Origin of the sequence: Dactylosporangium sp. CA-052675, assembly GCF_050947935.1 — a bacterium.
GTDB lineage: Bacteria > Actinomycetota > Actinomycetes > Mycobacteriales > Micromonosporaceae > Dactylosporangium.
Window position 1 is genome coordinate 5171353 of sequence record NZ_CP192010.1, and the last position, 21890, is coordinate 5193242.

At 73.3% G+C, this 21890-nt stretch carries 21 protein-coding genes; 15 read left to right on the forward strand and 6 right to left on the reverse strand.

The annotated features are described in order from the left end of the window. Positions 1 to 1401 precede the first annotated feature (1401 nt). Together ACQP1P_RS23850 and ACQP1P_RS23855 are read right to left on the reverse strand one after the other, a co-directional pair. Positions 1402 to 1857: a CAP domain-containing protein gene (locus ACQP1P_RS23850; protein ID WP_433089606.1), complete on the reverse strand. Its 456-nt coding sequence runs from the start codon at positions 1855 to 1857 to the stop codon at positions 1402 to 1404. A 398-nt stretch (positions 1858 to 2255) separates the two neighbouring features. Then, positions 2256 to 4523, reverse strand: a complete 2268-nt coding sequence (locus ACQP1P_RS23855) for an ATP-binding protein (protein ID WP_433089608.1) — start codon at positions 4521 to 4523, stop codon at positions 2256 to 2258. 54 nt (positions 4524 to 4577) lie between these two features. Here ACQP1P_RS23855 and ACQP1P_RS23860 point away from each other — a divergent pair, with 54 nt between their 5' ends. The 4 genes from ACQP1P_RS23860 to ACQP1P_RS23875 all read left to right on the forward strand — a co-directional run bounded on the left by ACQP1P_RS23860 (position 4578) and on the right by ACQP1P_RS23875 (position 7035). Next, the gene (locus ACQP1P_RS23860) at positions 4578 to 4916 is read left to right on the forward strand and encodes a hypothetical protein (RefSeq protein ID WP_433089610.1); all 339 of its coding nucleotides are present in this window, start codon (positions 4578 to 4580) and stop codon (positions 4914 to 4916) included. 67 nt (positions 4917 to 4983) lie between these two features. Next, the gene (locus ACQP1P_RS23865) at positions 4984 to 5739 is read left to right on the forward strand and encodes a PP2C family protein-serine/threonine phosphatase (protein ID WP_433089612.1); all 756 of its coding nucleotides are present in this window, start codon (positions 4984 to 4986) and stop codon (positions 5737 to 5739) included. 105 nt (positions 5740 to 5844) lie between these two features. Further along, a complete protein-coding gene (locus tag ACQP1P_RS23870; protein WP_433089614.1) occupies positions 5845 to 6741 on the forward strand; it encodes a helix-turn-helix domain-containing protein in 897 nt (298 codons plus the stop codon). A 99-nt stretch (positions 6742 to 6840) separates the two neighbouring features. Beyond that, complete coding sequence (locus ACQP1P_RS23875) at positions 6841 to 7035, forward strand: DUF397 domain-containing protein (RefSeq protein ID WP_433089616.1); 195 nt, start codon at positions 6841 to 6843, stop codon at positions 7033 to 7035. Positions 7036 to 7038: 3 nt separating this feature from the next. Here the strand turns inward: ACQP1P_RS23875 and ACQP1P_RS23880 are convergent, their stop codons facing one another. Next, positions 7039 to 7611: a TetR/AcrR family transcriptional regulator gene (locus ACQP1P_RS23880; RefSeq protein WP_433089618.1), complete on the reverse strand. Its 573-nt coding sequence runs from the start codon at positions 7609 to 7611 to the stop codon at positions 7039 to 7041. 90 nt (positions 7612 to 7701) lie between these two features. Here ACQP1P_RS23880 and ACQP1P_RS23885 point away from each other — a divergent pair, with 90 nt between their 5' ends. From ACQP1P_RS23885 to ACQP1P_RS23895, 3 genes are all read left to right on the forward strand, one after another. After that, positions 7702 to 8886 carry an FAD-dependent monooxygenase gene (locus ACQP1P_RS23885; protein ID WP_433089620.1) on the forward strand — a complete coding sequence of 395 codons (1185 nt, stop codon included), beginning with the start codon at positions 7702 to 7704 and terminating at the stop codon, positions 8884 to 8886. A 260-nt stretch (positions 8887 to 9146) separates the two neighbouring features. After that, complete coding sequence (gene lon / locus ACQP1P_RS23890) at positions 9147 to 11513, forward strand: endopeptidase La (protein WP_433089622.1); 2367 nt, start codon at positions 9147 to 9149, stop codon at positions 11511 to 11513. Positions 11514 to 11586: 73 nt separating this feature from the next. After that, positions 11587 to 12681 (forward strand): winged helix DNA-binding domain-containing protein, encoded by a 1095-nt coding sequence (locus tag ACQP1P_RS23895; protein ID WP_433089624.1) that lies wholly within the window; start codon positions 11587 to 11589, stop codon positions 12679 to 12681. Here ACQP1P_RS23895 and nth read toward each other — a convergent pair. From nth to ACQP1P_RS23910, 3 genes are all read right to left on the reverse strand, one after another. Beyond that, entirely contained in the window at positions 12674 to 13372 is a 699-nt protein-coding gene (nth, locus tag ACQP1P_RS23900; protein WP_433089626.1) for an endonuclease III, read from the reverse strand. The two genes, ACQP1P_RS23895 and nth, sit on opposite strands and share 8 nt — an antisense overlap. 68 nt (positions 13373 to 13440) lie before the next feature. After that, positions 13441 to 14430, reverse strand: coding sequence for a malate dehydrogenase (locus ACQP1P_RS23905; protein ID WP_433089628.1), 990 nt, complete (start codon positions 14428 to 14430; stop codon positions 13441 to 13443). 70 nt (positions 14431 to 14500) lie between these two features. Further along, the gene (locus ACQP1P_RS23910) at positions 14501 to 14926 is read right to left on the reverse strand and encodes a hypothetical protein (protein WP_433089630.1); all 426 of its coding nucleotides are present in this window, start codon (positions 14924 to 14926) and stop codon (positions 14501 to 14503) included. A gap of 118 nt (positions 14927 to 15044) precedes the next feature. Between ACQP1P_RS23910 and ACQP1P_RS23915 the strand changes: the two genes are divergently transcribed. The 8 genes from ACQP1P_RS23915 to ACQP1P_RS23950 all read left to right on the forward strand — a co-directional run bounded on the left by ACQP1P_RS23915 (position 15045) and on the right by ACQP1P_RS23950 (position 21837). Then, the gene (locus ACQP1P_RS23915) at positions 15045 to 15329 is read left to right on the forward strand and encodes a hypothetical protein (protein ID WP_433089632.1); all 285 of its coding nucleotides are present in this window, start codon (positions 15045 to 15047) and stop codon (positions 15327 to 15329) included. After that, positions 15326 to 15571 carry a hypothetical protein gene (locus ACQP1P_RS23920; RefSeq protein ID WP_433089634.1) on the forward strand — a complete coding sequence of 82 codons (246 nt, stop codon included), beginning with the start codon at positions 15326 to 15328 and terminating at the stop codon, positions 15569 to 15571. Before ACQP1P_RS23915 ends, ACQP1P_RS23920 begins: the two co-directional genes overlap by 4 nt. A gap of 290 nt (positions 15572 to 15861) precedes the next feature. Then, positions 15862 to 16716 carry an STAS domain-containing protein gene (locus tag ACQP1P_RS23925; RefSeq protein WP_433089636.1) on the forward strand — a complete coding sequence of 285 codons (855 nt, stop codon included), beginning with the start codon at positions 15862 to 15864 and terminating at the stop codon, positions 16714 to 16716. Next, positions 16716 to 17117, forward strand: coding sequence for an STAS domain-containing protein (locus tag ACQP1P_RS23930; RefSeq protein ID WP_433089637.1), 402 nt, complete (start codon positions 16716 to 16718; stop codon positions 17115 to 17117). Before ACQP1P_RS23925 ends, ACQP1P_RS23930 begins: the two co-directional genes overlap by 1 nt. Continuing rightward, on the forward strand, positions 17110 to 17529 hold the full coding sequence (locus ACQP1P_RS23935) for an anti-sigma regulatory factor (protein ID WP_433089638.1): 420 nt from the start codon (positions 17110 to 17112) through the stop codon (positions 17527 to 17529). The genes ACQP1P_RS23930 and ACQP1P_RS23935 overlap by 8 nt, the downstream gene beginning before the upstream one ends. After that, on the forward strand, positions 17526 to 18563 hold the full coding sequence (locus ACQP1P_RS23940; RefSeq protein ID WP_433089640.1) for an ATP-binding protein: 1038 nt from the start codon (positions 17526 to 17528) through the stop codon (positions 18561 to 18563). The genes ACQP1P_RS23935 and ACQP1P_RS23940 overlap by 4 nt, the downstream gene beginning before the upstream one ends. Continuing rightward, on the forward strand, positions 18560 to 20263 hold the full coding sequence (locus tag ACQP1P_RS23945; protein ID WP_433089642.1) for an ATP-binding protein: 1704 nt from the start codon (positions 18560 to 18562) through the stop codon (positions 20261 to 20263). Before ACQP1P_RS23940 ends, ACQP1P_RS23945 begins: the two co-directional genes overlap by 4 nt. Beyond that, complete coding sequence (locus ACQP1P_RS23950) at positions 20260 to 21837, forward strand: SpoIIE family protein phosphatase (RefSeq protein ID WP_433089644.1); 1578 nt, start codon at positions 20260 to 20262, stop codon at positions 21835 to 21837. The genes ACQP1P_RS23945 and ACQP1P_RS23950 overlap by 4 nt, the downstream gene beginning before the upstream one ends. Positions 21838 to 21890: the final 53 nt, after the last annotated feature.

Consider the following 21890-nt stretch of genomic DNA (forward strand, 5'->3'; position numbering starts at 1 on the left):
CTCCCGGAAGAAGGGTGCGTGCTACCCAGGGTGGTGTTACGGATGAGGTAAGTGATCGTTCAGGTGCGACCGCCCAGGCGGCGGGGCGTCGCACTTGGTAAGGCGGTGCGGTGGTGCATGTGGTAAGCGGCGGGGTGTTGCGCGCGAAGCGGGCGGGTTGGAGCGGGAAAGCGGTGGTCGGTGCGGGGTGCGGCGGCGAACCCGACCGGCGGCGGGGTGCCGGGCGAGGTGCATTCAATTAGGGGGTCATTCGGGCGTTCTGTCCAGCGCTCGAGGACAACGCGCGATGAACTCTGGATGGGAAGCCGCTGGAAGTCGGCAAGATCTGCGGTCCTCGCCCGCGGCCGCGCCAGATCTTGCACCGACCGCAATTTCGTGTCAACCGTGCGTCTTTGATCGATGTGCATCGGTTGAGAAGAAGCGAATTCCGCGCGAGCTGCAAAAGCGTTTTCTCTGGTACCGCCGTTGCGCATCCTCTCGCCGGGCCGCCCCGCAGTTTGCGGCTCGGAATTTCTCGCGTGAGGCGTTCGGATGCATTCCGGAACGGCATTTTCCGCGAGCATTGCGGAGCGTGCCGACTCCGGCACTTCAGGCGTCTGTGCGCTTCTGTCGCGCCCACCGCGCAGACCATCACTGTTCGTGATACTCCGGTCGCACGGTGCATCCTCGGCGGGCTTGCCGCTTGGCGAGTAGTCCTTCCGTGGGCGGCGGACTGCCCGGTCGCGGCATCCGTCGCACGCTCCTCGGCCGCATTGCGCGCGCTGTCGTCGTAGGCCCGTGTTGCGACGCAAGCCGTGGCTCGCATCACGACGCGCTATGTCGTGGCCCGCATTGCGACGCGCCCGGTCGGGACTCGCATCGCGACGCGCTATCTCGTGCCTCGCATCGCCACGCGCCCCCTTCGTGGTCCGCATGGCGACGGGATCTGCGTAGCCTCTCGGCCACGGTGGCTCACGTGTCGTGAGTCTGGATCGCGGACGGTCCTCGGTTGCGTATCGCGGCCGCCGGTTCCCCTTGAGTGTCGAACTCCTGGATTGCGGACAGTCTTCGGTCCGCAATCCACGGTCGCGGGGCCGCATGGTGCGCGCAGGTCGCCGCGAGTGATGCCTGCGCTGGGCCGCCTGCGCCGGAACGACGGAGCCATCTGGCGACCGTGGCCAGTCGCGCATGCCGCCACCGTGTGGTTCCGGCATCTGGCCGACCGTGCGGGCAAGTCCATCACATCATGAAGTAGTCAACAAACTACTGATCGTGTTGATACTGTGGGCGATCGGCAATTTGCCGACGTGTGCCAGCCGGTACTTCCCTCACTACACTCGGCCGACACATTCCCGTTCCCGGAAATTTCGCCCGTCGCCCGGCCCCGGAGGGTGGTGCCCTGCGGGGCCGGGCTCGTGGGCACTACCAGGGACTGGCGAAGTCCTGGGTCCAGAAGGGCACGCCGCGGGCGTTGTAGACCACGGCGACGCCGACGTTACGGAACCGGCAGTTGAGGATGTTGGCCCGATGGCCGGGGCTGTTCATCCACGCGTTCATGACGGCCCGCGCGTCCCGCTGGCCCCAGGCGATGTTCTCGCCGTAGGAGGACCAGCGATACCCGGCGGCCCTGACCCGGCTGCCGGGTGAGCCGCCACCGGGCGACCCGTGCGAGAAGTAGCCACGTCCGGCCATGTCCCGCGAGTGCGACCACGCGGCGGAACTCAGGCGCGGGCTCGAGGTCACCGGCCCGCAACCGGCCCGGGCGCGAACGCTGTTGGTCAGGGCGATGACCCCACGAGCCATGCCGTAGTCACCAGCGAACGCCGGCCCGGCCTGGACCGACGCACCCGCCGCGACCGCACCCGCGACGAGCGTCATGGCGACACTCTTCCGGAATCCCATCTCACCTCCACGAAGTAGGGCAGATGGCCTGAAAGTAAGCAGGGTTCGGCTTTCCGTACCGGGTCTTGCCGAAATGCCGCGTTTGCACCTTTGGCGCGCTACGGAGCGCTTGGCGGACGCCTCGCGGCAGCTCGGGATTCACTCGCCAGAGTGACGCGCCGACCACGACAGGTAGCCCCAACTTCGGCCGACTGCCGCGGACGCCGTAAGCACCGTGCGTGGCAGGTTCACCGCCTCGCAGACCGTTTCGCAGGCGAGGCCAAGGAAGGCGACGAGGCGAGAGTAGGAAGGCGGCGAGGCGAGACGAAGGGAGGCGGCGAGGCGAGACGTAGGAAGGGGCGAGGGACGGACGACGAAGGAAGGGGCAGCCGGTGTCACAGCGCGGAAGCCGGAGCGCCGTGCAACGTCGCGGGTGTCGGCGTGGCGGGGCGGGTGGCGAACAGCGACACCAGGTCGTCCACGCTCGTCCTGGTGCCGAAGCGGTAAGCGCTCGCGTAGTCCCCGGCCGGCAGCGCCGCCCGCACAGCGTCCTCCGTCGCCGTCCTTGCCGGTCGTTCGCACCGCGGCGTCGGGGCCGCGATCTCCCGTCGGACCACGTCCGCCGCGCCCAGCAGCGCCGCCGCGTGCATCGGGTCCGCGGCCCGGCGGCGGCACTCGGCCAAGGCCTCCAGGACGCTCGCCGTCCGCCAGCGATCGCCCACCCGCCGGTGGATGGCCAGGCTCGCGTGCAGCCGCTCGGCGGCCGACGCCAGGCGGTCCTCGGCCAGATCGACCCGCCCCAGCATGTCCTGGGCCCAGGCCACGCCCTCGGGGAATGCCAGCTCGGTGAAGCGGTCCAGGGCGTCGGTCAGGTGCCGGCTGGCCGTGCGCTGGTCGCCCCGGTAGTGGGCCACCGCGCCCAGGTGGGTCAGGCAGCTGGCGGCGGACTCGGCGTCGGCCAGGTCACGGAACGCGGTCAGGCTCGCGGCGAGCAGGTCGGCGGCGGCGTCCAGGTCGCCCGAGAGCCAGGCCGTCGCGCCGGCCAGCTGGGTTGCCCGGCCCTCGCCCCAGGCGTCGCCGGACGTGCGGTACAGGCGGCGGGCCTGCTCCAGGTGGGCGCGGGACGACTCGTAGCGGGCGCGCTCGCGCTCGACGCAGCCGAGGAGGATGAGCAGGGGGCCGCGCGACTTCGGGTCGTCGTCGGAGGCGAGCGGGAGGGCCTGCTCGGCCAGCGCCGCGGCCGTCGGGTAGTCGCAGGCCAGCATCGCCAGGGTGGCCGCGGCCGAGGACGCGGCCAGGCGGGTGGGGGCCGGGGCCTCGGGGCGGCGGGCGAGGGCGTCGGCGAGCCAGTGGCGGCCCAGTGAGTACCCCCCGATGAAATGCTGGAAGGGTGCCATCGCGGTGGCCATGCGCAGGTCGGCGTCGGCGCCGGGGCCGGGGCGCCGCGTGAGGCTCGTCAGGGCGGCCCGCAGGTTGTCCTGTTCGACGGTCAGCGTGCGCAGCCAGTCGCGCTGCTCGGGGCCGCGGATGCCGGCCGCGGCCCGTTCGGCCAGGTCCAGGTAGAACGCGGCGTGGGCGGCGCGGGCCGCTTCGGACTCGTCGGGGTGCTCGGCGAGGCGGGCGGCGGCGTACGCGGCGACGGTCTGCAGCATGTGGCCGCGCTCGCGGGCCGCTTCGGGCTCGTCGGGGTGCTCGGCGAGGCGGGCGGCGGCGTACGCGGCGACGGTCTGCAGCATGTGGCCGCGCTCGCCGCGAGCCGGCGCGGGGCCGGTCAGCAAAGAGCGCTCGGCCAGCGCGTCCAGCAGGCCCGGGCGGTACGCGGGCAGGGTCGCCACCGCGGCCTCGCTCCAGCCGCCCTGGAAGACGGCGAGCTGGCGCAGCAGGGCCTGCTTGTCCGGCGACAGCAGCTGGTAGGACCAGTCCAGCGCGGCCCGCAGGGTGCGGTGGTGCTCGGGGCCGGGCGCCTTCGCGTCGGCCAGGACGCGGAACCGGTCGGCCAGCAGGCGGCGCACCTCCGGCACCGACAGCAGCGCCGCCCGCGCCGCGGCCAGCTCGACGGCGAGGGGCAGTCCGTCCAGGGCGGCGCAGATCGCGGCGGCCGCCTGGTGGTGCTCCGGCGGCAGCGGGCGCCCGGTGCGCTCGAACATGCGCGTGGCGAACAGGCGCAGCGCCGTGTCCGGATCGAGGGGGTGCACGCCGAGGACCGTCTCGGCCGGCAGACCGAGCGGCTGCCGGCTGGTCGCCAGCACGCGCAGCAGCGGTCGTACCCCGAGCAGGTGCCCCGCGAACGCGGCGACCTCGGCGGCCGCGTGCTCACAGTTGTCCAGCAGGAGCACGAGCGGTACATCGGCCACGGAAGCGGCATCGAGGGCTTCCAGCAGCGTGTCGAAGCCGCTCAGGTCCGGGCGGCGGGCCACGCCGAGCGCGTCGAGCACGAAGCCCGCCGGGTCGCAGCCGTCCATCGTGGACAGGTCCACGAACCGCACCGGGCCGGGCGCGGCGGCCGCGACGGCGATCGCGAGGCGGGTCTTGCCGCTGCCGGCCGGGCCGACGAGGGTCAGCAGGCGGCCGTCCGCACCGAGCAGGCGGGTGGCGAGACGCACCTCGGCATCCCGCCCGACCAGCGAGGTGAGCGGGGCCGGAAGGCTGGCCGCCGGATCCACCCGCAGACTGTAGCGTTGCGGGTATGAAGATCGCGATCGCTTCCTGAGGGCGCCGTGGCGTTTCTGGTGGAGATGCCCGACGGCGGGTACCTCGAGGTCGAGGAGCGCGACGACGTCGCCCCCGATGACGAGCGGGTCGTCGGGGTGCTCGCCGCCTCGCCGCTGGAGGGCACCGGGCTCATCACGTTCGGTGCCGTCGTGCGGGCTGGGCTCAGCGAGTCGGAGCAGGACGACTTCGCCGACTGGCTCTACGACCGCGTCGTGATGTTCGCCGAGCTCGGCGGGGAGATCGACGGATGGTCACCGCGGGAGGACGGTACGTGGGAGATCCGCGCATTGTCCCCGCTGGGCGATCCTCCGGACGCGCTGCCCGGCAGCGACGAACGTCACTGATCCGCGCTGAACGGAGGATGAACACGGGGCCACCCGGACGGCGGGGCACCGATTACGCTGACGGTCGATGGCGATGACGATCGAGGTCCAGGGCGCGGGGCGGCTGCTCAGCGTCGGGGCCGCCACCGACGTCGGCCGGCGGTATCCGGCCAACTTCGACGTGCTGCACGCCGCCGAGCTGCAGCGCCGTCCGGGGTTGTGCGCCGTCGTCGCCGACGGGATGGGCGCCGGCGAGGGCAGCCGCACCGCCGGGCGCATGGCCGTCGACATCTTCACCGCGGCCGTGCAGCAGCACCGCGGCCCGTTCGAGCCGACGCCGCTGTTCGCCGCCATCGCCGACGCGCAGCGCCGCGTCCGCGCCGCCGGGCAGGAGCTGCGCGAGCTCACCGGGTGCACGCTCACCGCCCTCGTCGCCGACGCGACGGGCGCGTGGGTCACGCAGATCGGCGACAGCCGGGTGTACCGGCTGCGCGGCGGCCTGCTCGAACTGCTCACGGTCGATCACACCGCGGCGTGGCTCGGGGCCGTGCACGGCTGGTATCCGGCCGACTCCCCGCAGGCGGCCGCCGCGCGCTATCAGCTGCACCGGTTCATCGGCCACCCCGGGCTGCCCGAGCCCGACGTGCTGAGCGTGACCATGTTCCCCGGCGACGTGTACTGCCTGTGCACCGACGGGATCGCGGAGCAGGTGCCGTACCAGTTGATGGAACGCACCCTCGGCTCCGGGCAGTCCCCGGACGTGATGGCCTCGGCCCTGGTGGCCGCGTCCCTGGAGGCGGGCGGCCGCGACAACGCCACGACGGTCGTGGTGAAGGTCGCCTGAGCTGTCGCGGGCCGGTCGCTTCCTCGCCGTGCGGCATGCGGCTAGAGTGGCGTGCGAGTTGATCTGCATATGGCGGATCGGATAGAGCCACTCGGAAGGATCGCGATGTCCGACGGACCGGACCCGGCACTGGCGCGGCGGCGGCTCATGCTGACGCTGCGCGGCTTCCGCAGCGGCGCGGGTGCCACCCAGACCGAGGTCGCGGCCGACATGGAGTGGTCGCAGTCGAAGGTCGTGCGGGTCGAGAACGGCGAGGTCGGCATCTCGGCCACGGATCTGCGGGCGCTGCTGTCGTTCTACGGCGTCACCGACCACGACACGATCGACGAGCTGCTGACGCTGGCCCGGGCCGCGCGCAAGCAGCCGTTCGCGCCGTTCGCCGACGTGCTGTCCGGCGACTTCAAGCGCTACCTGGGCTACGAGGCCGCGGCGCAGACCGTCTACCACTTCGAGCTCAGCGTCATCCCGGGCCTGCTGCAGACGGCGGCGTACACGCGCGCCGTCATCCAGATGTACAACCCGGACGAGCCGGAGCCGCGCCGCCGCAAGCGCGAGGAGCTCAAGGCCAAGCGCCAGGAGCTGCTCGACCGCGACGAGCGCCCCGAGCTGTGGTTCATCCTCGACGAGGGCGCGCTGCGCCGGCTCGTCGGCGCCGAGGCGGGCTCGCCCGCGCTCATGCTGGAGCAGCTCGACCACATCGTCGCGCTCGCCGAGCGCCCGCGCTGCCACGTGCAGGTCGTGCGCTTCGACGCCGGCGCGCACCCGGGCATGGCCGGGCCGTTCGCGGTGCTCGAGTTCGCGGACTCCTCCGACGAGCGGATTCTGTACCTCGAGAACGCCAACGGCGACGTGACCATCCGCGACGCGACCGAGCTGACGGCGCGGTACCTCGACGTGTTCCGCGAGCTGCAGAACCGGGCCACGGCGCCGGGCAAGCTCCGCGACGTGATGTCGGAGATCAAGGCCGCGCTCGTCGCCGACGCCGAGGCCGCGCGGCACTGATCAGCCTTTCGGGCCACCCATTCCGGCTCCGCACGCTTCTACGATGAAAGCCAAGCCATCGAGAATGGTCGTTGGATTCGCCGGGCGGACGGGGGGAACGTGGTGGACGAGCGGGTGCGGAGCCGGGGCTGGAGGCGCAGTTCGGCCAGCATCAACGGCAACTGTGTCGAGTTCGCGCGGGACGGCCGGGAGGTGCTGGTGCGGGATTCGAAGGCGCCCGACGGGGCGCTGCTGCGCTTCTCGGGCGAGTCGTGGAACCGGTTCGTGCGGGCCGTGGCCGTGGGCGGCCTGTAGCCGTCACAGGCTCCCGGCGACGACACGCATCGCCGCCGTCAGGTCCTGGGCGGTGGGGGCGTCGTCCTCGTCGATGAGCACCTGGGTCAGGACCCCGCTGATGAGGGCCTGGTAGAACGACCCGACCTGGGCGGCCCGGGCCGGCTCGGCCTCGGGGTCGATGCCGTGGAACACCTGCGCCCAGAGGCCGCGGGCGTCGCGCATGCCCTCGACGAGCAGTTGCCGGACCTCCCGCGACCGGTCCATCTCCAGGAACGCGTCGAACGTCGCCATCATCAGCGGGCGGTGCTGCTTGACGCTGTCGATCATGTACTCCCAGTATTTCTCGAAGCGCTCCGCGCCGGTGAGCCCGTCGGCGTCGGCCGCCATCACCGCCTGGGCCAGCGACATGCCCCAGTTCTCGACCGCCCGCTCCAGGGCCGCGGTCATCAGCTTCGCCATGCCGCCGTAGTGGTAGCCGATCGAGCCGAGGTTGGTCCCGGACGCCTCGACGATGTCGCGCGCGGTGGTCCGGGCGTAGCCCTTCTCGTAGATGCAGCGAACCGCGCCCTCGAGCAGGTCCTCGCGATGTCCCATGGCCCGTGATCATACTGTACACCCGTGCTATACGAACGTTCTACACGCCCGTTCTATACAAACGTGTAGAACGGGCGTATGGTCCTCGGCATGGACATCCTCATCTCGGGCGCCAGCGTCGCGGGGCCCGCCCTGGCGTTGTGGCTGCGGCGATACGGGCACGACGTGACCGTTGTGGAGAAGGCGCCGGCGCTGCGGGGCGGCGGCTACGCGGTCGACTTCCGCGGATCGGTGCACATGCGGACCCTGGAGCGCATGGGGCTGCGCGACGCTCTCGAGGCGCGCGCCACGCACATGGGCGACATCGCGATCGTCGACGGCACCGGGGCGCGGGTCGCGGCGCTGCCGGCCTCGGTGTTCAGCGGCGACCTGGAGGTCCTGCGCGGCGATCTCGCCGAGGTGTTGTACGGCGCGACCCGCGACCGGGTGCGATACCGCTTCGGCGACCAGATCACCGCGATCGAGCAGGACGAGCACGGGGTCGACGTGACCTTCGGCAGCGGGTCGGCGGGGCGCTTCGACCTGGTGGTGGGGTGCGACGGGGTGCACTCCGGGGTGCGCCGGCTCGTGTTCGGCGACGATCCGGCGCACCGCCGGCCGCTCGGGGTCTACGGCGGCGTCTTCACCATGCCGGGCACGATGGGCCTGCGGCGCAGCGGGGTCATGTACAACGAGCCCGGCCGCGCGATCACGGTGACGTCCCCGCACGGCGGCGACCAGATCGTGTCGATGAGCTTCTACGAGCCCGGGCTCGAGTTCGACCACCGCGACGTGGACCGGCAGCGGCGGATCGTGGCCGAGCGGTTCGCCGGCGCCGGATGGCGGACGGCGGAGCTGCTCGAGGCGATGGAGCGCGCCGAGGACTTCTGGTTCGACTCCACCACCCAGATTCACCTCGACCGCTGGTCGCGGGGGCGGGTCGTGCTGCTCGGCGACGCCGGCTACGCGGGCGGGCCCGGCGGCAACGGCACCGGCCTGGCCGTCGTCGGGGCGCACGTGCTCGCGGGCGAGCTGGACCGGGCGCGCGGCGAGCACGGGGTGGCCCTGCGCCGGTATGAGGAGCTGTTGCGGCCCTATGTGGCGACGTGCCAGCGGCAGAGCGGCGGGAGCCCCGACTTCCTGGTGCCGACGAGCTGGAAGAAGATCGCGCAGCGCAACCGGTTCTTCAAGGCGATGCGGTATGTCCCGGTGGCGCCCCGGCTCGTCCGGCACTTCGCGACGAAGACGGCCACGGCGTTCGACCTGCCCGAATACGACCTGCCGGCGCTCGTCTGACCGGCACCGGGGGCTGGCCGGCGAAGGAAGGCCCGACGGTCGCGGCGCTGGCGCCCGCCGTGATCGTGGCCGGTCGCAGGTCAACGCGGTGCGGCCGGAGCTCACCGCGGCGCTCTGCCGCCCGTCCGCCGGCCGTGGCGGGGCGGGCCCGAGCACGAGACGAGTGGCCTGGCTCACACGCATGATGCTCGCGGGAACAAGGGGCATCGTTTGTAACTTAAGCCTGACACGCTCAACCTACTGATGGCAGGTGTGTCCTGATGGCAACGCTTCCCGTTCTTCCGCTCAACGACGACGTCCTGCTCCCTGGCATGGTCATCCCCGTGACGCTCGACGCCTCCACGCAGGCCGCCGTCGACGCGGCTCGGGCCGGCGGCGATCAGCGGGTCCTCGCGGTGCCGCGGGTCGACGGCGCATACGGTTCGCACGGCGTCATCGCCGTGCTCGAGAAGGTCGGGCGGCTGCCCAGCGGCGAGCCCGCGGCCGTGATTCGCGGCGTGGACCGCGCGCGGATCGGCGCCGGAGTGCCCGGGCCCGGGGCGGCGCTGTGGGTCGAGGCGACGCTCGTCAGCGAGCCGGCGCCGGCCGGGAAGGCGCGGGAGCTGGCCCGCGAATACAAGGCGCTGGTCATCGGCGTGCTGCAGGAGCGCGGCGCGTGGCAGGTCATCGACACCGTCGAGAAGATCACCGACCTGTCCGAGCTCGCGGACTCCGCCGGCTACGCGCCGTGGCTGACGCTCGCCCAGAAGGTCCAGCTGCTGGAGGCGCCCGACGTCACCGCGCGGCTGGAGCTGCTGGTGGAGTGGGCCCGGGCGCACGCGGCCGAGCAGCAGGTCAACGAGAAGATCAACCACGACGTGCGCGAGGGGCTGGAGAAGACGCAGCGCGAGTTCCTGCTGCGCCAGCAGCTCGCCGCGATCCGCAAGGAGCTCGGCGAGGACGAGCCCGACGGCTCCGCCGACTACCGGGCCCGGGTCGAGGCCGCCGAGCTGCCCGAGAAGGTCAAGGAGGCCGCGCTGCGCGAGGTCGGCCGGCTCGAGCGGGCCAGCGACCAGTCGCCCGAGGCGGGCTGGATCCGCACCTGGCTCGACACGGTGCTGGAGATGCCGTGGAACGAGCGGACCGAGGACAACACCGACCTCGCCGCCGCGCGGGCGGTGCTCGACGCCGACCACGCCGGGCTGGCGGACGTGAAGGACCGGATCCTCGAATACCTCGCGGTGCGCAACCGCCGCGCCGAGAAGAACCTGCAGGTCGTCGGCGGCCGCGGCTCCGGGGCGGTGCTCGCCCTCGCGGGCCCTCCCGGGGTCGGCAAGACCAGCCTCGGCGAGTCCGTCGCCCGGGCGCTGGGCCGCAAGTTCGTGCGGGTGTCGCTCGGCGGCGTGCGCGACGAGGCCGAGATCCGCGGGCACCGGCGCACCTACGTCGGCGCGCTGCCGGGCCGCATCGTGCGCGCCCTGCGCGAGGCCGGCTCGATGAACCCGGTCGTGCTGCTCGACGAGGTCGACAAGCTGGCCGTCGGCTACGCCGGCGACCCGGCCGCGGCCCTGCTCGAGGTGCTCGACCCGGCGCAGAACCACACCTTCCGCGACCACTACCTCGAGGTCGACCTCGACCTGTCCGACGTGCTCTTCCTGGCCACCGCGAACGTGGTCGAGACCATCCCCGGCCCGCTGCTGGACCGCATGGAGCTGGTCGCGCTGGACGGGTACACCGAGCAGGAGAAGGTCGCCATCGCCCGCGACCACCTGCTGCCCCGGCAGCTGGAGCGGGCCGGGCTCGAGGCCGCGGACGTCACGATCACCGACGAGGCGCTCGGCCGCATCGCCGGCGAGCACACCCGCGAGGCCGGCGTCCGCCAGCTCGAGCGGGCGCTCGCGAAGATCCTGCGCAAGGTCGCCGTCGCGCTCGCGACCGACCCGGCGCCGGTGCGGGTCGGGGTCGACGAGGTCGCGACCTACCTGGGCCGGGCCCGGTTCACGCCCGAGTCCGCCGAGCGCACCGCCGTGCCCGGCGTGGCGACCGGCCTGGCGGTGACCGGAGCGGGCGGCGACGTGCTGTTCATCGAGGCGACCTCGATGGAGGGCGAGCCCGGCCTGACCCTGACCGGCCAGCTCGGCGACGTGATGAAGGAGTCGGCGCACATCGCGCTGTCCTACCTGCGCTCCAACGGCCGCCGGCTCGGCATCGACCCCAACCAGCTCGCCGGCCGGCGCATCCACCTGCACGTGCCGGCCGGCGCGGTGCCGAAGGACGGGCCGAGCGCGGGCATCACCATGGTCACGGCGCTGGCATCGCTGGCCACGGGGCGGCCGGTGCGCCCGGAGTTCGGGATGACCGGCGAGGTCACGCTGGCCGGCCGGGTCCTGCCGATCGGCGGGGTGAAGCAGAAGCTGCTCGCCGCGCACCGGGCCGGGCTGACCGAGGTCATCATCCCGAAGCGCAACGAGCCCGACCTGGACGACCTGCCGGAGGAGGTGCGCGGCCAGCTGACCGTGCACGCCCTGGCCGACGTCGCCGACGTGCTGGCGCTGGCCCTGCGGCCGGCGGCGGAGGACGGCGACGGCCCGGCCGCGGAGGACAGCGACGGCCCGGCGGTCCCGGACTTCGTGCCCGCGGCCGTCTGAGCGCCCACCTGTCCGGCCCGACACGGCGCCGCGCCCGAAGGGGTGCGGCGCCGTGTCGCGTACGGTGACGGCCGTGACCATCTCGTTGACGTGGGACGCCGTGCTCACGTGGCGCAGCCGGCAGCAGTGGCTGCACCGCCCCGCCGAGGCCGCCGACCCCGTCGCCGTCGTCGAGCGGCTCGCCGGCGTCCAGGCGCAGGTCATGTCCGCGGCCGAGCAGGCCGTCGCCGCCCGCCGGCCCGAGCCCGGGTCCGGGTCCGGGTCCGGCGGCGAGGACGTGCGGGCCGCGCTGCGCGAGCGGCGGCTCGTGAAGACGTGGGCGGCCCGGGGCACCCTGCACCTGCTCGAGGCGCGCCAGGCCCCGGCCCACCTGGCGCTCATCGGGGCCGCCCGGACCTGGGAGAAGGGCTCGTGGCAGAAGACCTTCGTGCCCCTCGCCCAGCTGGACAAGCTGGCCGCCGCCGCGCACGAGGCCCTGGACGGCCGGGTGCTCACCCGGGAGGAGCTCACGACCGCGATCGTCGAGCACGCGGGTGACCCGGGCCTGGCCGAGCACCTCGCGTCGGGCTGGGGCGCGGTCCTCAAGCCCCTCGCCTGGCAGGGCGTGCTCGTCTACGGCCCGACCGCCGACGACCGGCGGGTCACCTTCACCCGGCCGGACACGTTCGTGCCCGGCTGGACCGGGCTGCCCGATCCGGCCGAGGCGGCCCGGGTCCTCATCCCGGCGTACCTGGGCGCCTACGGCCCCGCGTCGGCGGCGACCTTCGACCAGTGGCTGTGCCGCGGCGCGTCGCGCAAGGCGGCGCTGCGGCAGTGGTTCGCGGGCCTGCTGGCCGACGGCGTGCTCGCCGAGGTCGACGTCGAGGGGGAGCGGCTGTTCGCCCGGGCCGAGGACCTCGAGGCGCTGGCCGGTGCGGCGGACTTCGACGCCGTACGGCTCCTGCCGGCCTTCGACCAGTTCGTCCTCGGCCCCGGCACCGCCGACGCCCGGGTGGTCCCGCCGGAGCACCGCGCGAAGGTGAGCCGGGCCGCGGGCTGGATCTCCCCGGTGGTCGCCTACCGCGGCCGGGTCGCCGGCGTCTGGGACGGCACCGAGGTCACCCTGTTCGACGAGCGCGTGCCGAAGGACGGCATCGAGGCCGAGCAGCGGCGCCTGCAGCTCATTTGAGCAGGGCCCGGGCCTTCTCGGGGTCCTGCTCGCCCAGCGCCGACGACGGGCACTCGCGGGCCAGCGGGCAGGCCCCGCACGCGGGCCGGCGCGCGTGGCAGGTGCGCCGCCCGTGCAGGATCAGCACCTGGTTGACCGTCACCCAGTCCTTCTTGTCGAACCGGGCCTGGATCGCCGTCTCGGCCGCCTCGACGTCCTTCTCGGGGCACCACCCGAGCCGGTGCGCCACGCGGCTCACGTGCGTGTCGACCGAGATCGCCGGCACCCCGAAGGCGTTGCCCAGCACCATGTTCGCGGTCTTGCGCCCGACCCACGGCAGCGCGACGAGCTCCTCGAGCGTCTCCGGCACCGCCCCGTCGTGCCGCTCGACCAGGGTCGCGGCGAGCTTGATGACGTTGCGGGTCTTCTGCCGGTAGTACCCGACGGGGACGAGGATCCGCTCCATCTCCTCCTGCTCGGCGCCGGCCAGGTCGGCCGCGGCCGGGTAGCGCTCGAAGAGCACGGGGGTGACGGCGTTGACGCGCTCGTCGAGGGTCTGCGCGGCCAGGGTCGCCGCGACCAGCAGCTGCAGCGGCGAGTCGAAGTCGAGCTCGAGGCGGTGGTCCGGGTAGCGGGCGAGCAGCAGCTTGAGGACGCGCCGCGCGCGGCGGGTCTCCGCGATCGGCAGGGCCGCCGGCGCCGGGGAAGTCACCGTCGAAGCCTACTGCGCAGACGACGGTGGGGACGGCCCCGCAGGACCGTCCCCACCCGGAGCGGTACTCAGATGAGGCCGAGTCGCTCGACGGCCTGGCGCTCCTCGTCCAGCTCCGCCACCGACGCGTCGATGCGGGCGCGGGAGAAGTCGTCGATCTCCAGGCCCTGCACGATCTCCCACTTGCCGCCGGAGGAGGTGACCGGGAAGGAGGAGATGAGGCCCGCGGGCACGCCGTAGGAGCCGTCGGAGACGATGGCGGCCGACGTCCAGTCGCCCTCGGGGGTGCCGTTCACCCAGTCGTAGACGTGGTCGATCGCGGCCGAGGCGGCGGAGGCGGCCGAGGACGCGCCGCGGACCTCGATGATCTCGGCGCCGCGCTTGGCCACCCGCGGGATGAACTCGTTCTCGAGCCACTGCTGGTCGCCGACGGCCTCGGCGGCGTTGCGGCCGGAGACCTCGGCGTGCACCAGGTCCGGGTACTGCGTCGCGGAGTGGTTGCCCCAGATGGTGACCTTGCGGATCTCGGTGACCGGCACCGACAGCTTGCGCGACAGCTGGGAGATCGCCCGGTTGTGGTCGAGGCGGGTCATCGCGGTGAAGCGCTCGGCCGGCACGTCCGGGGCGTGGCGCTGGGCGATGAGGGCGTTGGTGTTGGCCGGGTTGCCCACGACGAGGACCTTGATGTCGTCGGCGGCACCGGCGTTGATCGCCTCGCCCTGCGGCTTGAAGATGCCGCCGTTGGCCTCGAGCAGGTCGCCGCGCTCCATGCCCTTCGTGCGCGGGCGGGCGCCGACGAGCAGGGCCACGCTGGCGCCGGAGAAGGCGGCCTTCGGGTCGTCGAACACGTCGACGCCGGCGAGCAGCGGGAACGCGCCGTCCTCCAGCTCCAGGGCCGTGCCCTCGGCGGCGCGTACGGCCTGCGGGATCTCCAGCAGGCGCAGCTTGACGCGGGTGTTCGCGCCGAGCAGCTGCCCGGAGGCGATGCGGAACAGCAGCGCGTAGCCGATCTGGCCGGCCGCACCGGTCACGGTGACGTTGACGGGCGAATCGCTCATGAGAAGTCTCCTGGCAGCAACGGCGGGTGTGCTTCTGTGCCCAAACTATCCCCGCCGCCGAATCGGGCGTTCACCTTCCGTCCACCGCGTGTGGCTTACGGCACTCGATCAGGTACCGCGTCGTCGTGGCGACGAACGAGCCCTCGCGTCCGATCAGCTCGTGCATGGCCTCCAGGCGGCGGCGGTACCGCGCGATCGTGAAGCCCGGCACGATCCAGATCACCTTGCGCAGGTACACCGCGACCGCCGCGACGTCGAGGAACTCCAGGCGCAGCGTGGCCGTGCGCACGTCGACGACCTCGAGCCCCGCCGCCTCGGCGCCGGCCCGGGCCCGCTCGACGCTGCGGCCGTCGCCGACCGGCTGCGGGCCCATCATGAAGTCGGTGAGCGCGGCCGCGGTGCCGACGCCGACGTGCTGGGCGAGGTACGTGCCGCCGGGCGCGAGCACCCGGCCGAGCTCGGCCCAGCCCACGACGGTCGGGTGCCGGCTGCTCACCAGGTCGAACGCGCCGGCCGGGAAGGGCAGCGGCGCGTCGTCGGCGACCTGCTCGACGGTCGCGCCGAACGGCGCGAGCGCGGCCCGGGCCAGGGCGGCGTTGGGCGGCCACGACTCGGTGGCGGCGACCGTGGCCGGGCCGGCTGCCGGCGGCGCGGGCGGCGCCGAGCGCCTCGGCGAAGACCTCGCCGCCGCCGGTCTGCACGTCCAGGGCCGCGGCCGCGGTGCGCAGGCGCTCGCCGAGCCGCCGGGCGTAGCCCCACGGCGGCCGCTGCTCGGTGGCGCGCCCGGCGAACCAGGCGAAGTCCCATCCGTCGACCGGCGCGGCTTCGGCCTCGTCGAGCAGGTTGTCGAGGCTGGTCATGGTTGCACCCTCCGTTGCCGGGGCATCACCCGAGCATGACGATCATTCCGCAGAACGCCCCGCTGTGGCTGGCGACCATGGCGGAGAACGAGGTCCAGGCCGGCCGGGTGATCGGCTGGCAGACCGAGCACGTGCAGCCGGTGCCGCTGGTGGCGTGGACGGACGAGACCGGCCAGCTGCACCGGGTCGGCCACCCCGTCACCCCCGTGGTGTGGCTGGGCGACACCCGCGGCGAGGCGATCGAGTCTGCCCAGCGGGAGACGCGGCTCGCAACGCTATAACGCTTACCACCTAGGTTCCTAGGATGCTCAACGGGGTGTGACCGGCGGCGCGGACCGTCATCGGGATCGCGCCGCCACGGGGGAGCGGCCCCTGCAGAGCTACCGCGATGTCCGCCGTGGTGCGGACCGTTACTCCCGTGGCCTCACCCTCCGCGGGGGGCGCGGTCCCGGCCCGGCCGCACCGCGTCCGGAAGGTTGTCTTGTGGCAAACAGGTGTCCGCGTTCGCCCGGGTGAGCGGCGGGCGGTACCGTCCTTCCCGAATCACGAAACGGGTCAAGGGAGTGGACGGGTGAAGGTGAACGCCGAGGCCAGGCAGCGGCTCAGTGCGCTCCTGAGGTCACACGAGGACGAGATCCTGCGGCGCTGGACGGAGATCTCCGCCCGCACGCTGCGGGGCCGCCTCACCAACGCCGAACTGCAGCGGCAGGTGCGCGAGGTGTACGCGGCGCTGCTGGACATCCTCGAGGGCGTCGGCGACGGTGACCTGACCGGGGCCGGCGGCGGGGAGTCCCGGGGGGCGCTCGCGGACCTCTCGCGGTCGTGGGCGCGGCAGGGCTTCACGCCGACCGAGACGGCGAACCTGGTGTTCACCGTCAAGGAGGTCGCGCTCGGGCTGTCCGAGTCCGCCGACGCCGACCAGGTGACGGCCGATTTCCTCGGCCTGTCGCTGATCGTCGACGAGATGGGCCTGTACACGTTCGAGACCTACGCGAAGGCCCGCGAGGAGATCATCGCCGACCAGACCGAGCAGCTGCTGGAGCTCTCCACGCCGGTGGTGAAGCTCTGGGAGGGCGTGGTGGCGGTGCCGCTGGTCGGCACGCTGGACTCGGCCCGCGCCCAGGTGGTGATGGAGAAGCTGCTGCAGACGCTCGTGGACACCGGCTCCGCCTACGCGATCGTCGACATCACCGGCGTCCCGGCCGTGGACACCCAGGTGGCGCAGCACATCCTCAAGACCGTGGTGGCCGCGCGGCTCATGGGCGCGGAGTGCATCATCTCGGGCATCCGGCCCCAGATCGCCCAGACGGTCGTCGCACTGGGCATCGAGTTCGGCGACATCGCCACGAAGGCGACGCTCGCCGACGCGCTCGTGCACGCGCTGCGGGCCAGCGGCATCGAGTTCGCCAAGCGCAAGGTGAGCTGATGGACCGGGTACCCGTTCTGAAGATCGGCGACATCCTGCTCGTGTCGATCCAGATCGACCTCGACGACCAGACCGCCCTGCAGCTGCAGGAGGACCTGTCCGACCGGATCGTGGAGACCGGGGCGCACGGGGTGGTCATCGACATCTCGGCGCTGGAGATCGTCGACTCGTTCATCGGGCGGATGCTGTCCACGATCGCGGCGGTGTCCCGGGTCCTCGACGCCGAGACCGTCGTGGTCGGGATGCGCCCCGCGGTGGCGATCACGCTGGTCGAGCTGGGCCTGTCGCTCAACGGCGTCCGGACCGCCCTCAACGTCGACAAGGCGCTGGAGATCCTGGCCACGTCGAAGCACATCCAAGGCGTCGGCATGCTCACGGCGGTCGAGGACGACGGTGCCTGACTTCGCCCCCGGTCAGGATCCGCAGCGGCTGGACATCGGCGACGACAAGGACGTCGTGCGGGTCCGCCAGGCGGTGCGCGTGGCCGCGGTGGAGGCGAAGCTGCCGCTGGTGGACCAGACGAAGCTGGTGACCGCGGCCAGTGAGCTCGCCCGCAACACGCTCATCCACGGGGGCGGGGGGTACGCGACGATCGCCGGGGTGCACAACGGCCGGCGGGCCGGCGTGCGGGCCGAGTTCGTGGACTCGGGGCCCGGCATCGCGGATCTCGGGCTGGCGTTCACGGACGGGTACACCACGGGCAACGGCATGGGGCTGGGTCTTTCGGGGTCCCGGCGGCTCGTGGACGAGTTCGAGATCGACTCGACGCCGGGCGCCGGCACGCGCATCGCGGTGACGAAGTGGGCTCGGTGACGGCCGCCCCGGCACCGCCGACGGTCGAGGAGCTGGGCTGGGTCGCGGTCGACGACCCCGGGGCGGCCGGCGTCGCCCGCCGGGTCGCCACCGACTGCGCGCAGCGGCTCGGCTTCAGCCAGCAACGCGCCGGTGAGGTGGCGATCGTCGCCGCCGAGCTGGCCTCGAACCTGCACCGGCACGCCGACGGCGGTGCGCTGTCGGTGCGCTGCCTGCGCCGCGCGGCGATCGGCGGCATCGAGCTGGTCGCGGTCGACTCGGGCCCGGGCATGCGCGACCTGCCGTTCAGCTCGGTGGACGGGCACTCGACGGCGGGGACGCTCGGGATCGGCCTCGGGGCCGTCGGGCGGCTGTCGGACTCGGCGAGCGGCTACTCGCTGCCGGGCAAGGGCACGGTCCTCGTGGCGCAGCTGTGGCCGGGGGAGAAGCGCCGGCCGGTGCGCTCGCCGGTCGCGGGGCTGTCCCGGCCGATCACCGGCGAGAAGGTGTGCGGGGACCGGTACGCGGCCCGGGCGACCGGCGACGGGGGGCTGCTGGTGCTGGTCGCCGACGGGCTCGGGCACGGCCCGCTGGCGGCGGCGGCGTCGGCGGCGGTCGCCGACGGGTTCCTGGGCTCGGCGCTGGAGGCGCCGGGGGCGATCGTGGAGCACCTGCACCGCACGGTGTCGCACACGCGCGGGGCGGCGGTGTCGGTGGCGAGGCTCACGGGCGGTTCGGTGGTGTTCGCGGGTCTGGGCAACGTCGCGGGGACGATCGCGTTTCCCGACGGGGACCGGCGGGGCATGGTGAGCATGCCCGGCATCGTCGGGCACCAGTCGCGCAGTGTCCGCGAGTTCACCTATGAGCTGCCGCCGGAGGGGGTCGTGGTGCTGCACTCCGACGGCGTCTCGGATCGGTGGAGCCTGCGTGACTACCCGGGGCTGGCGCGGCACGAGCCGCTGCTGGTGGCGGCGACGCTGCTGCGCGACGCCGGGGTGCGCCGCGACGACGCCTGCGTGGCCGTGGCCCGCGGGGCGGCCGGTGAGGCGGCGTGACCGGCGGCGGCACGCCGATCCTGCGGATGGTGCTCGCCGGTGAGCACGACGTGTTCGTGCTGCGCCAGCGGGGCCGGGAGGTGGCCGCCGCGCTGGGCCTGGACTACCAGGACCAGGTGCGGGTGGCGACCGCGCTGAGCGAGATCGGCCGGGAGGTTCTCGGCGCCGAGGTGACGTTCTCGGCGGTCGCCGAACCCCGCCCCCACCTGGTCATTGTTGTGTCATCAGCGGCCGTGGGTAACCAGGCTCTCGAGGGAGTCCGGGCGGCCGGGCGGCTGATGGATGAGGTGCGGGTGGAGGACGAACGGATCGTGTTGTCGCGGCGGCTGCCCGCGCAGGTCGACCCCGAGCGGATCGTGCAGGCGCGCAACGAGCTGGCCGGCAGCACGCCGACGACGGCGCTGGACGAGCTGAGCGTGCAGAACCGCCAGCTGGTCACGGCGCTGGAGGAAGTCCAGGCCCACCGGGACGAGCTGCTGCATCTCAACGCGGAGCTGGAGGAGACGAACAGGGGCGTCGTGGCCCTGTACACCCAGCTGTCGGAGGAGCTCGAGCAGACCAACCAGGGCGTGGTCGCGCTGTACGCGGAGCTGGACGAGCGCTCGGCGCAGCTGCGGGAGGCCAACGAGGCCAAGAGCCGGTTCCTGGCCAACGTGTCGCACGAGCTGCGGGCGCCCGTGACGGCGATCATCGGGCTGACGCGGCTGCTGCTGGACCCGCGTTCGGAGCCGTTGACGGCGGAGCAGACGCACCAGCTGGAGCTGGTGCAGGGCTCGGCGGCGGATCTGCTGGCGCGGGTCAACGACCTGCTGGACCTGGCCAAGGCGGAGTCGGGGCGGATCGAGCCGAGCTGGGGGCCGATCGACCTGGCGGCGGTGTTCGGGCAGCTGCGGGGGACGCTGCGGCCTCTGGCCCGCCAGGAGGTGCGGCTGGACGTCGACGAGCCGCCGGCGGCCGGGCTGATCTCCGACGAGCTGCTGCTGACGCAGATCCTGCGCAACCTGCTCACCAACGCGCTGAAGTTCACCGACCAGGGGACGGTCGGGATGGGCGCGTGGGTCGACGGGGACCGGTTGTACATCGCGGTCACCGACACCGGCATCGGGATTCCGTTCGCGGAGCAGGCGCGGGTGTTCGAGGAGTTCCATCAGGTGCGCGGGGCGCGGCAGGCGGGCGGGACGGGGCTCGGGCTGCCGTACGCGCGGCGCCTGGCGACGCTGCTGGGCGGGGCGCTGACGATGGTGAGCGAGCCGGGGGAGGGCAGCACGTTCACGTTGTCGCTGCCGCTGCGCCCGGCGGCGCCGGAGGACGCGCCGGACGAGGGGCCGCTGCCGCAGGTCGAGCGGGCGCTGGTGGTGGACGACGACCCGGCGGCCCGGCACCTGCTGCGCCAGCTGCTCGCCGGGATCGCCGACGAGGTGCACGAGGCCGCCGACGTGCGGTCGGGGCTGGCGATCACGGTCCGGGAGCGCCCGTCGGTGATCTTCCTGGACCTGCGGATGCCGGGTGGTGACGGCACGGTGCTGCTGGCCGATCTGGCAGGGCTGCCGGACGTCGCCGGCATTCCGGTGTTCGTGGTGACCGCGGCCGACGTGACCGACTTCGCGCCGGGGGAGCTGGCGCACGCCCGCTCGGTGCTGACGAAGGAGCAGCTGACCCGCCGCGCGGTCGTCGACCTCGTCGCCGGTCTGCAGCTGTGAGTACGGTGCCCGCGGCCGACATCCTGGTCGTCGACGACAGCCCGTCGAAGCGGTATGTGATCACCAGCTGGCTGCGGCGGGAGGGGCATCGGGTGACCGAGGCCGCGACCGGTGAGGCGGCCCTGGAGCTGCTGCACGGCGGGGGAGCGAGCGTCGAGCTGGTGGTGCTCGACGTGCGGCTGCCGGACATCGACGGGTTCGAGGTGGCGGAGCGGATCAAGGACGATCCGCGTACGGCGGCGGTGCCGGTGATCCACATCTCGGCGACGGCGGTGCACGCGGTCGACCGGACCCAGGGGCTGATCCGGGGCGCGGACGCGTATCTGGCCGAGCCGATCGACCCGGACGAGCTGCTGGCGACGGTGGGGGCGTTGCTGCGGTACTCCCGCGCCCGCCACCGCGCCGAGCGCCTGGCCGGGCGGCTGACCCGCCTGGTGGACACGACGGCGGCGATCAACGCGGCCACGAGCCTGCCGGAGCTGCTGCGGCTGGCGGCGGTCGGGGCGTCGCGGGTCTTCGGCGGGGCGGCGGCGGTCGCCGCGGCGTCGCCCGAGACCGGGGCCCTCGCGGTGCAGGTGGACGCGGCCGGGGCGGTGCCGGTTGTGCGGGCCGCCTACCGGGAGCAGTTCGAGGCCGACCCGCTGGAGGGTGCGGCGGGCGCGGCGCTGTTCGGCCAGGACGGCGGCCCGTGGTGGGACGGGCCGGTGTTCCGGGTCGTGGCGCGGGCCAAGGCGGGGCGGGAGCCGCTGCACATCGCGGTGCCGGCGGGCGGGTTCACCGACGACGACCACGACGTGCTGCGCCAGCTGGGGCAGGCGATCGCGCTGGCGGTGGAGGCGCTGCGCTCCTACGACGAGGAGCGGCGCACGGCGCTGACGCTGCAGCAGAGCATGCTGCCGGCGTCGCTGCCGCCGGTGCCGGGCTATGACATCGCGGTGCGGTACCGGCCGGCGAGCGACCACGTGTACGTGGGCGGCGACTTCTACGAGATCGTGGCCGTGGAGGGGCACATCGTCGCGGCCATCGGTGACGTGGCGGGGCACTCGCTGCGGGCGGCGACGATCATGGCGGAGGTGCGGCACGCGCTGCGGGCGTATCTCGCCGAGGATCACGCGCCGGGGCTGACGCTGGAGCGGCTGAACCGGATGATGCTGCGGTTCCTGCCGGAGGAGATCGTGACGATGTGCCTGCTGCGCATCGAGCTCGCGTCCGGGGAGATCCGGCTGGCCAACGCCGGGCATCCGCCGCCGCTGCGGGTCGCGGCCGGGCGGGTGACGCCGGTGGAGGGGCGGGTGGCGCTGCTGGGCGTGCCGACCGTGCACGACGCGGAGACGGTGTTCACGCTCGACCCGGGCGAGTCGCTGGTGATGGTGACGGACGGGCTGATCGAGCGGCGGGGTTCGACGTTCAACGAGGGGCTGGAGCGGCTGCAGCTGGCGCTGGCGCGGGGTCTGGGCGCCGACGGCGGCGACGGCGACCTCGAGGCGGTCTGCGACGCGCTGCTGCTCGGGCTCGGCGACGAGTCCGACGACGACCAGGCGATGCTGGTGATCCGCCGGGGGATTTCGCCCTGATCCGGTTGCGGCGGGCGCGGCGGGCGGTGACGCTGGCCGTGACGGCTTGCGAC

Excerpts from the sequence above, each read along its gene's own strand:
- ACQP1P_RS23905 (WP_433089628.1), bottom strand. The coding sequence starts at position 14,430 with ATGAGCGATTCGCCCGTCAACGTCACCGTGACCGGTGCGGCCGGCCAG.
- lon (WP_433089622.1), top strand. The coding sequence starts at position 9,147 with ATGGCAACGCTTCCCGTTCTTCCGCTCAACGACGACGTCCTGCTCCCT.
- ACQP1P_RS23870 (WP_433089614.1), top strand. The coding sequence starts at position 5,845 with ATGTCCGACGGACCGGACCCGGCACTGGCGCGGCGGCGGCTCATGCTG.
- ACQP1P_RS23850 (WP_433089606.1), bottom strand. The coding sequence starts at position 1,857 with ATGACGCTCGTCGCGGGTGCGGTCGCGGCGGGTGCGTCGGTCCAGGCC.
- ACQP1P_RS23920 (WP_433089634.1), top strand. The coding sequence starts at position 15,326 with ATGACGATCATTCCGCAGAACGCCCCGCTGTGGCTGGCGACCATGGCG.
- ACQP1P_RS23865 (WP_433089612.1), top strand. The coding sequence starts at position 4,984 with ATGGCGATGACGATCGAGGTCCAGGGCGCGGGGCGGCTGCTCAGCGTC.
- ACQP1P_RS23930 (WP_433089637.1), top strand. The coding sequence starts at position 16,716 with ATGGACCGGGTACCCGTTCTGAAGATCGGCGACATCCTGCTCGTGTCG.
- ACQP1P_RS23885 (WP_433089620.1), top strand. The coding sequence starts at position 7,702 with ATGGACATCCTCATCTCGGGCGCCAGCGTCGCGGGGCCCGCCCTGGCG.
- ACQP1P_RS23880 (WP_433089618.1), bottom strand. The coding sequence starts at position 7,611 with ATGGGACATCGCGAGGACCTGCTCGAGGGCGCGGTTCGCTGCATCTAC.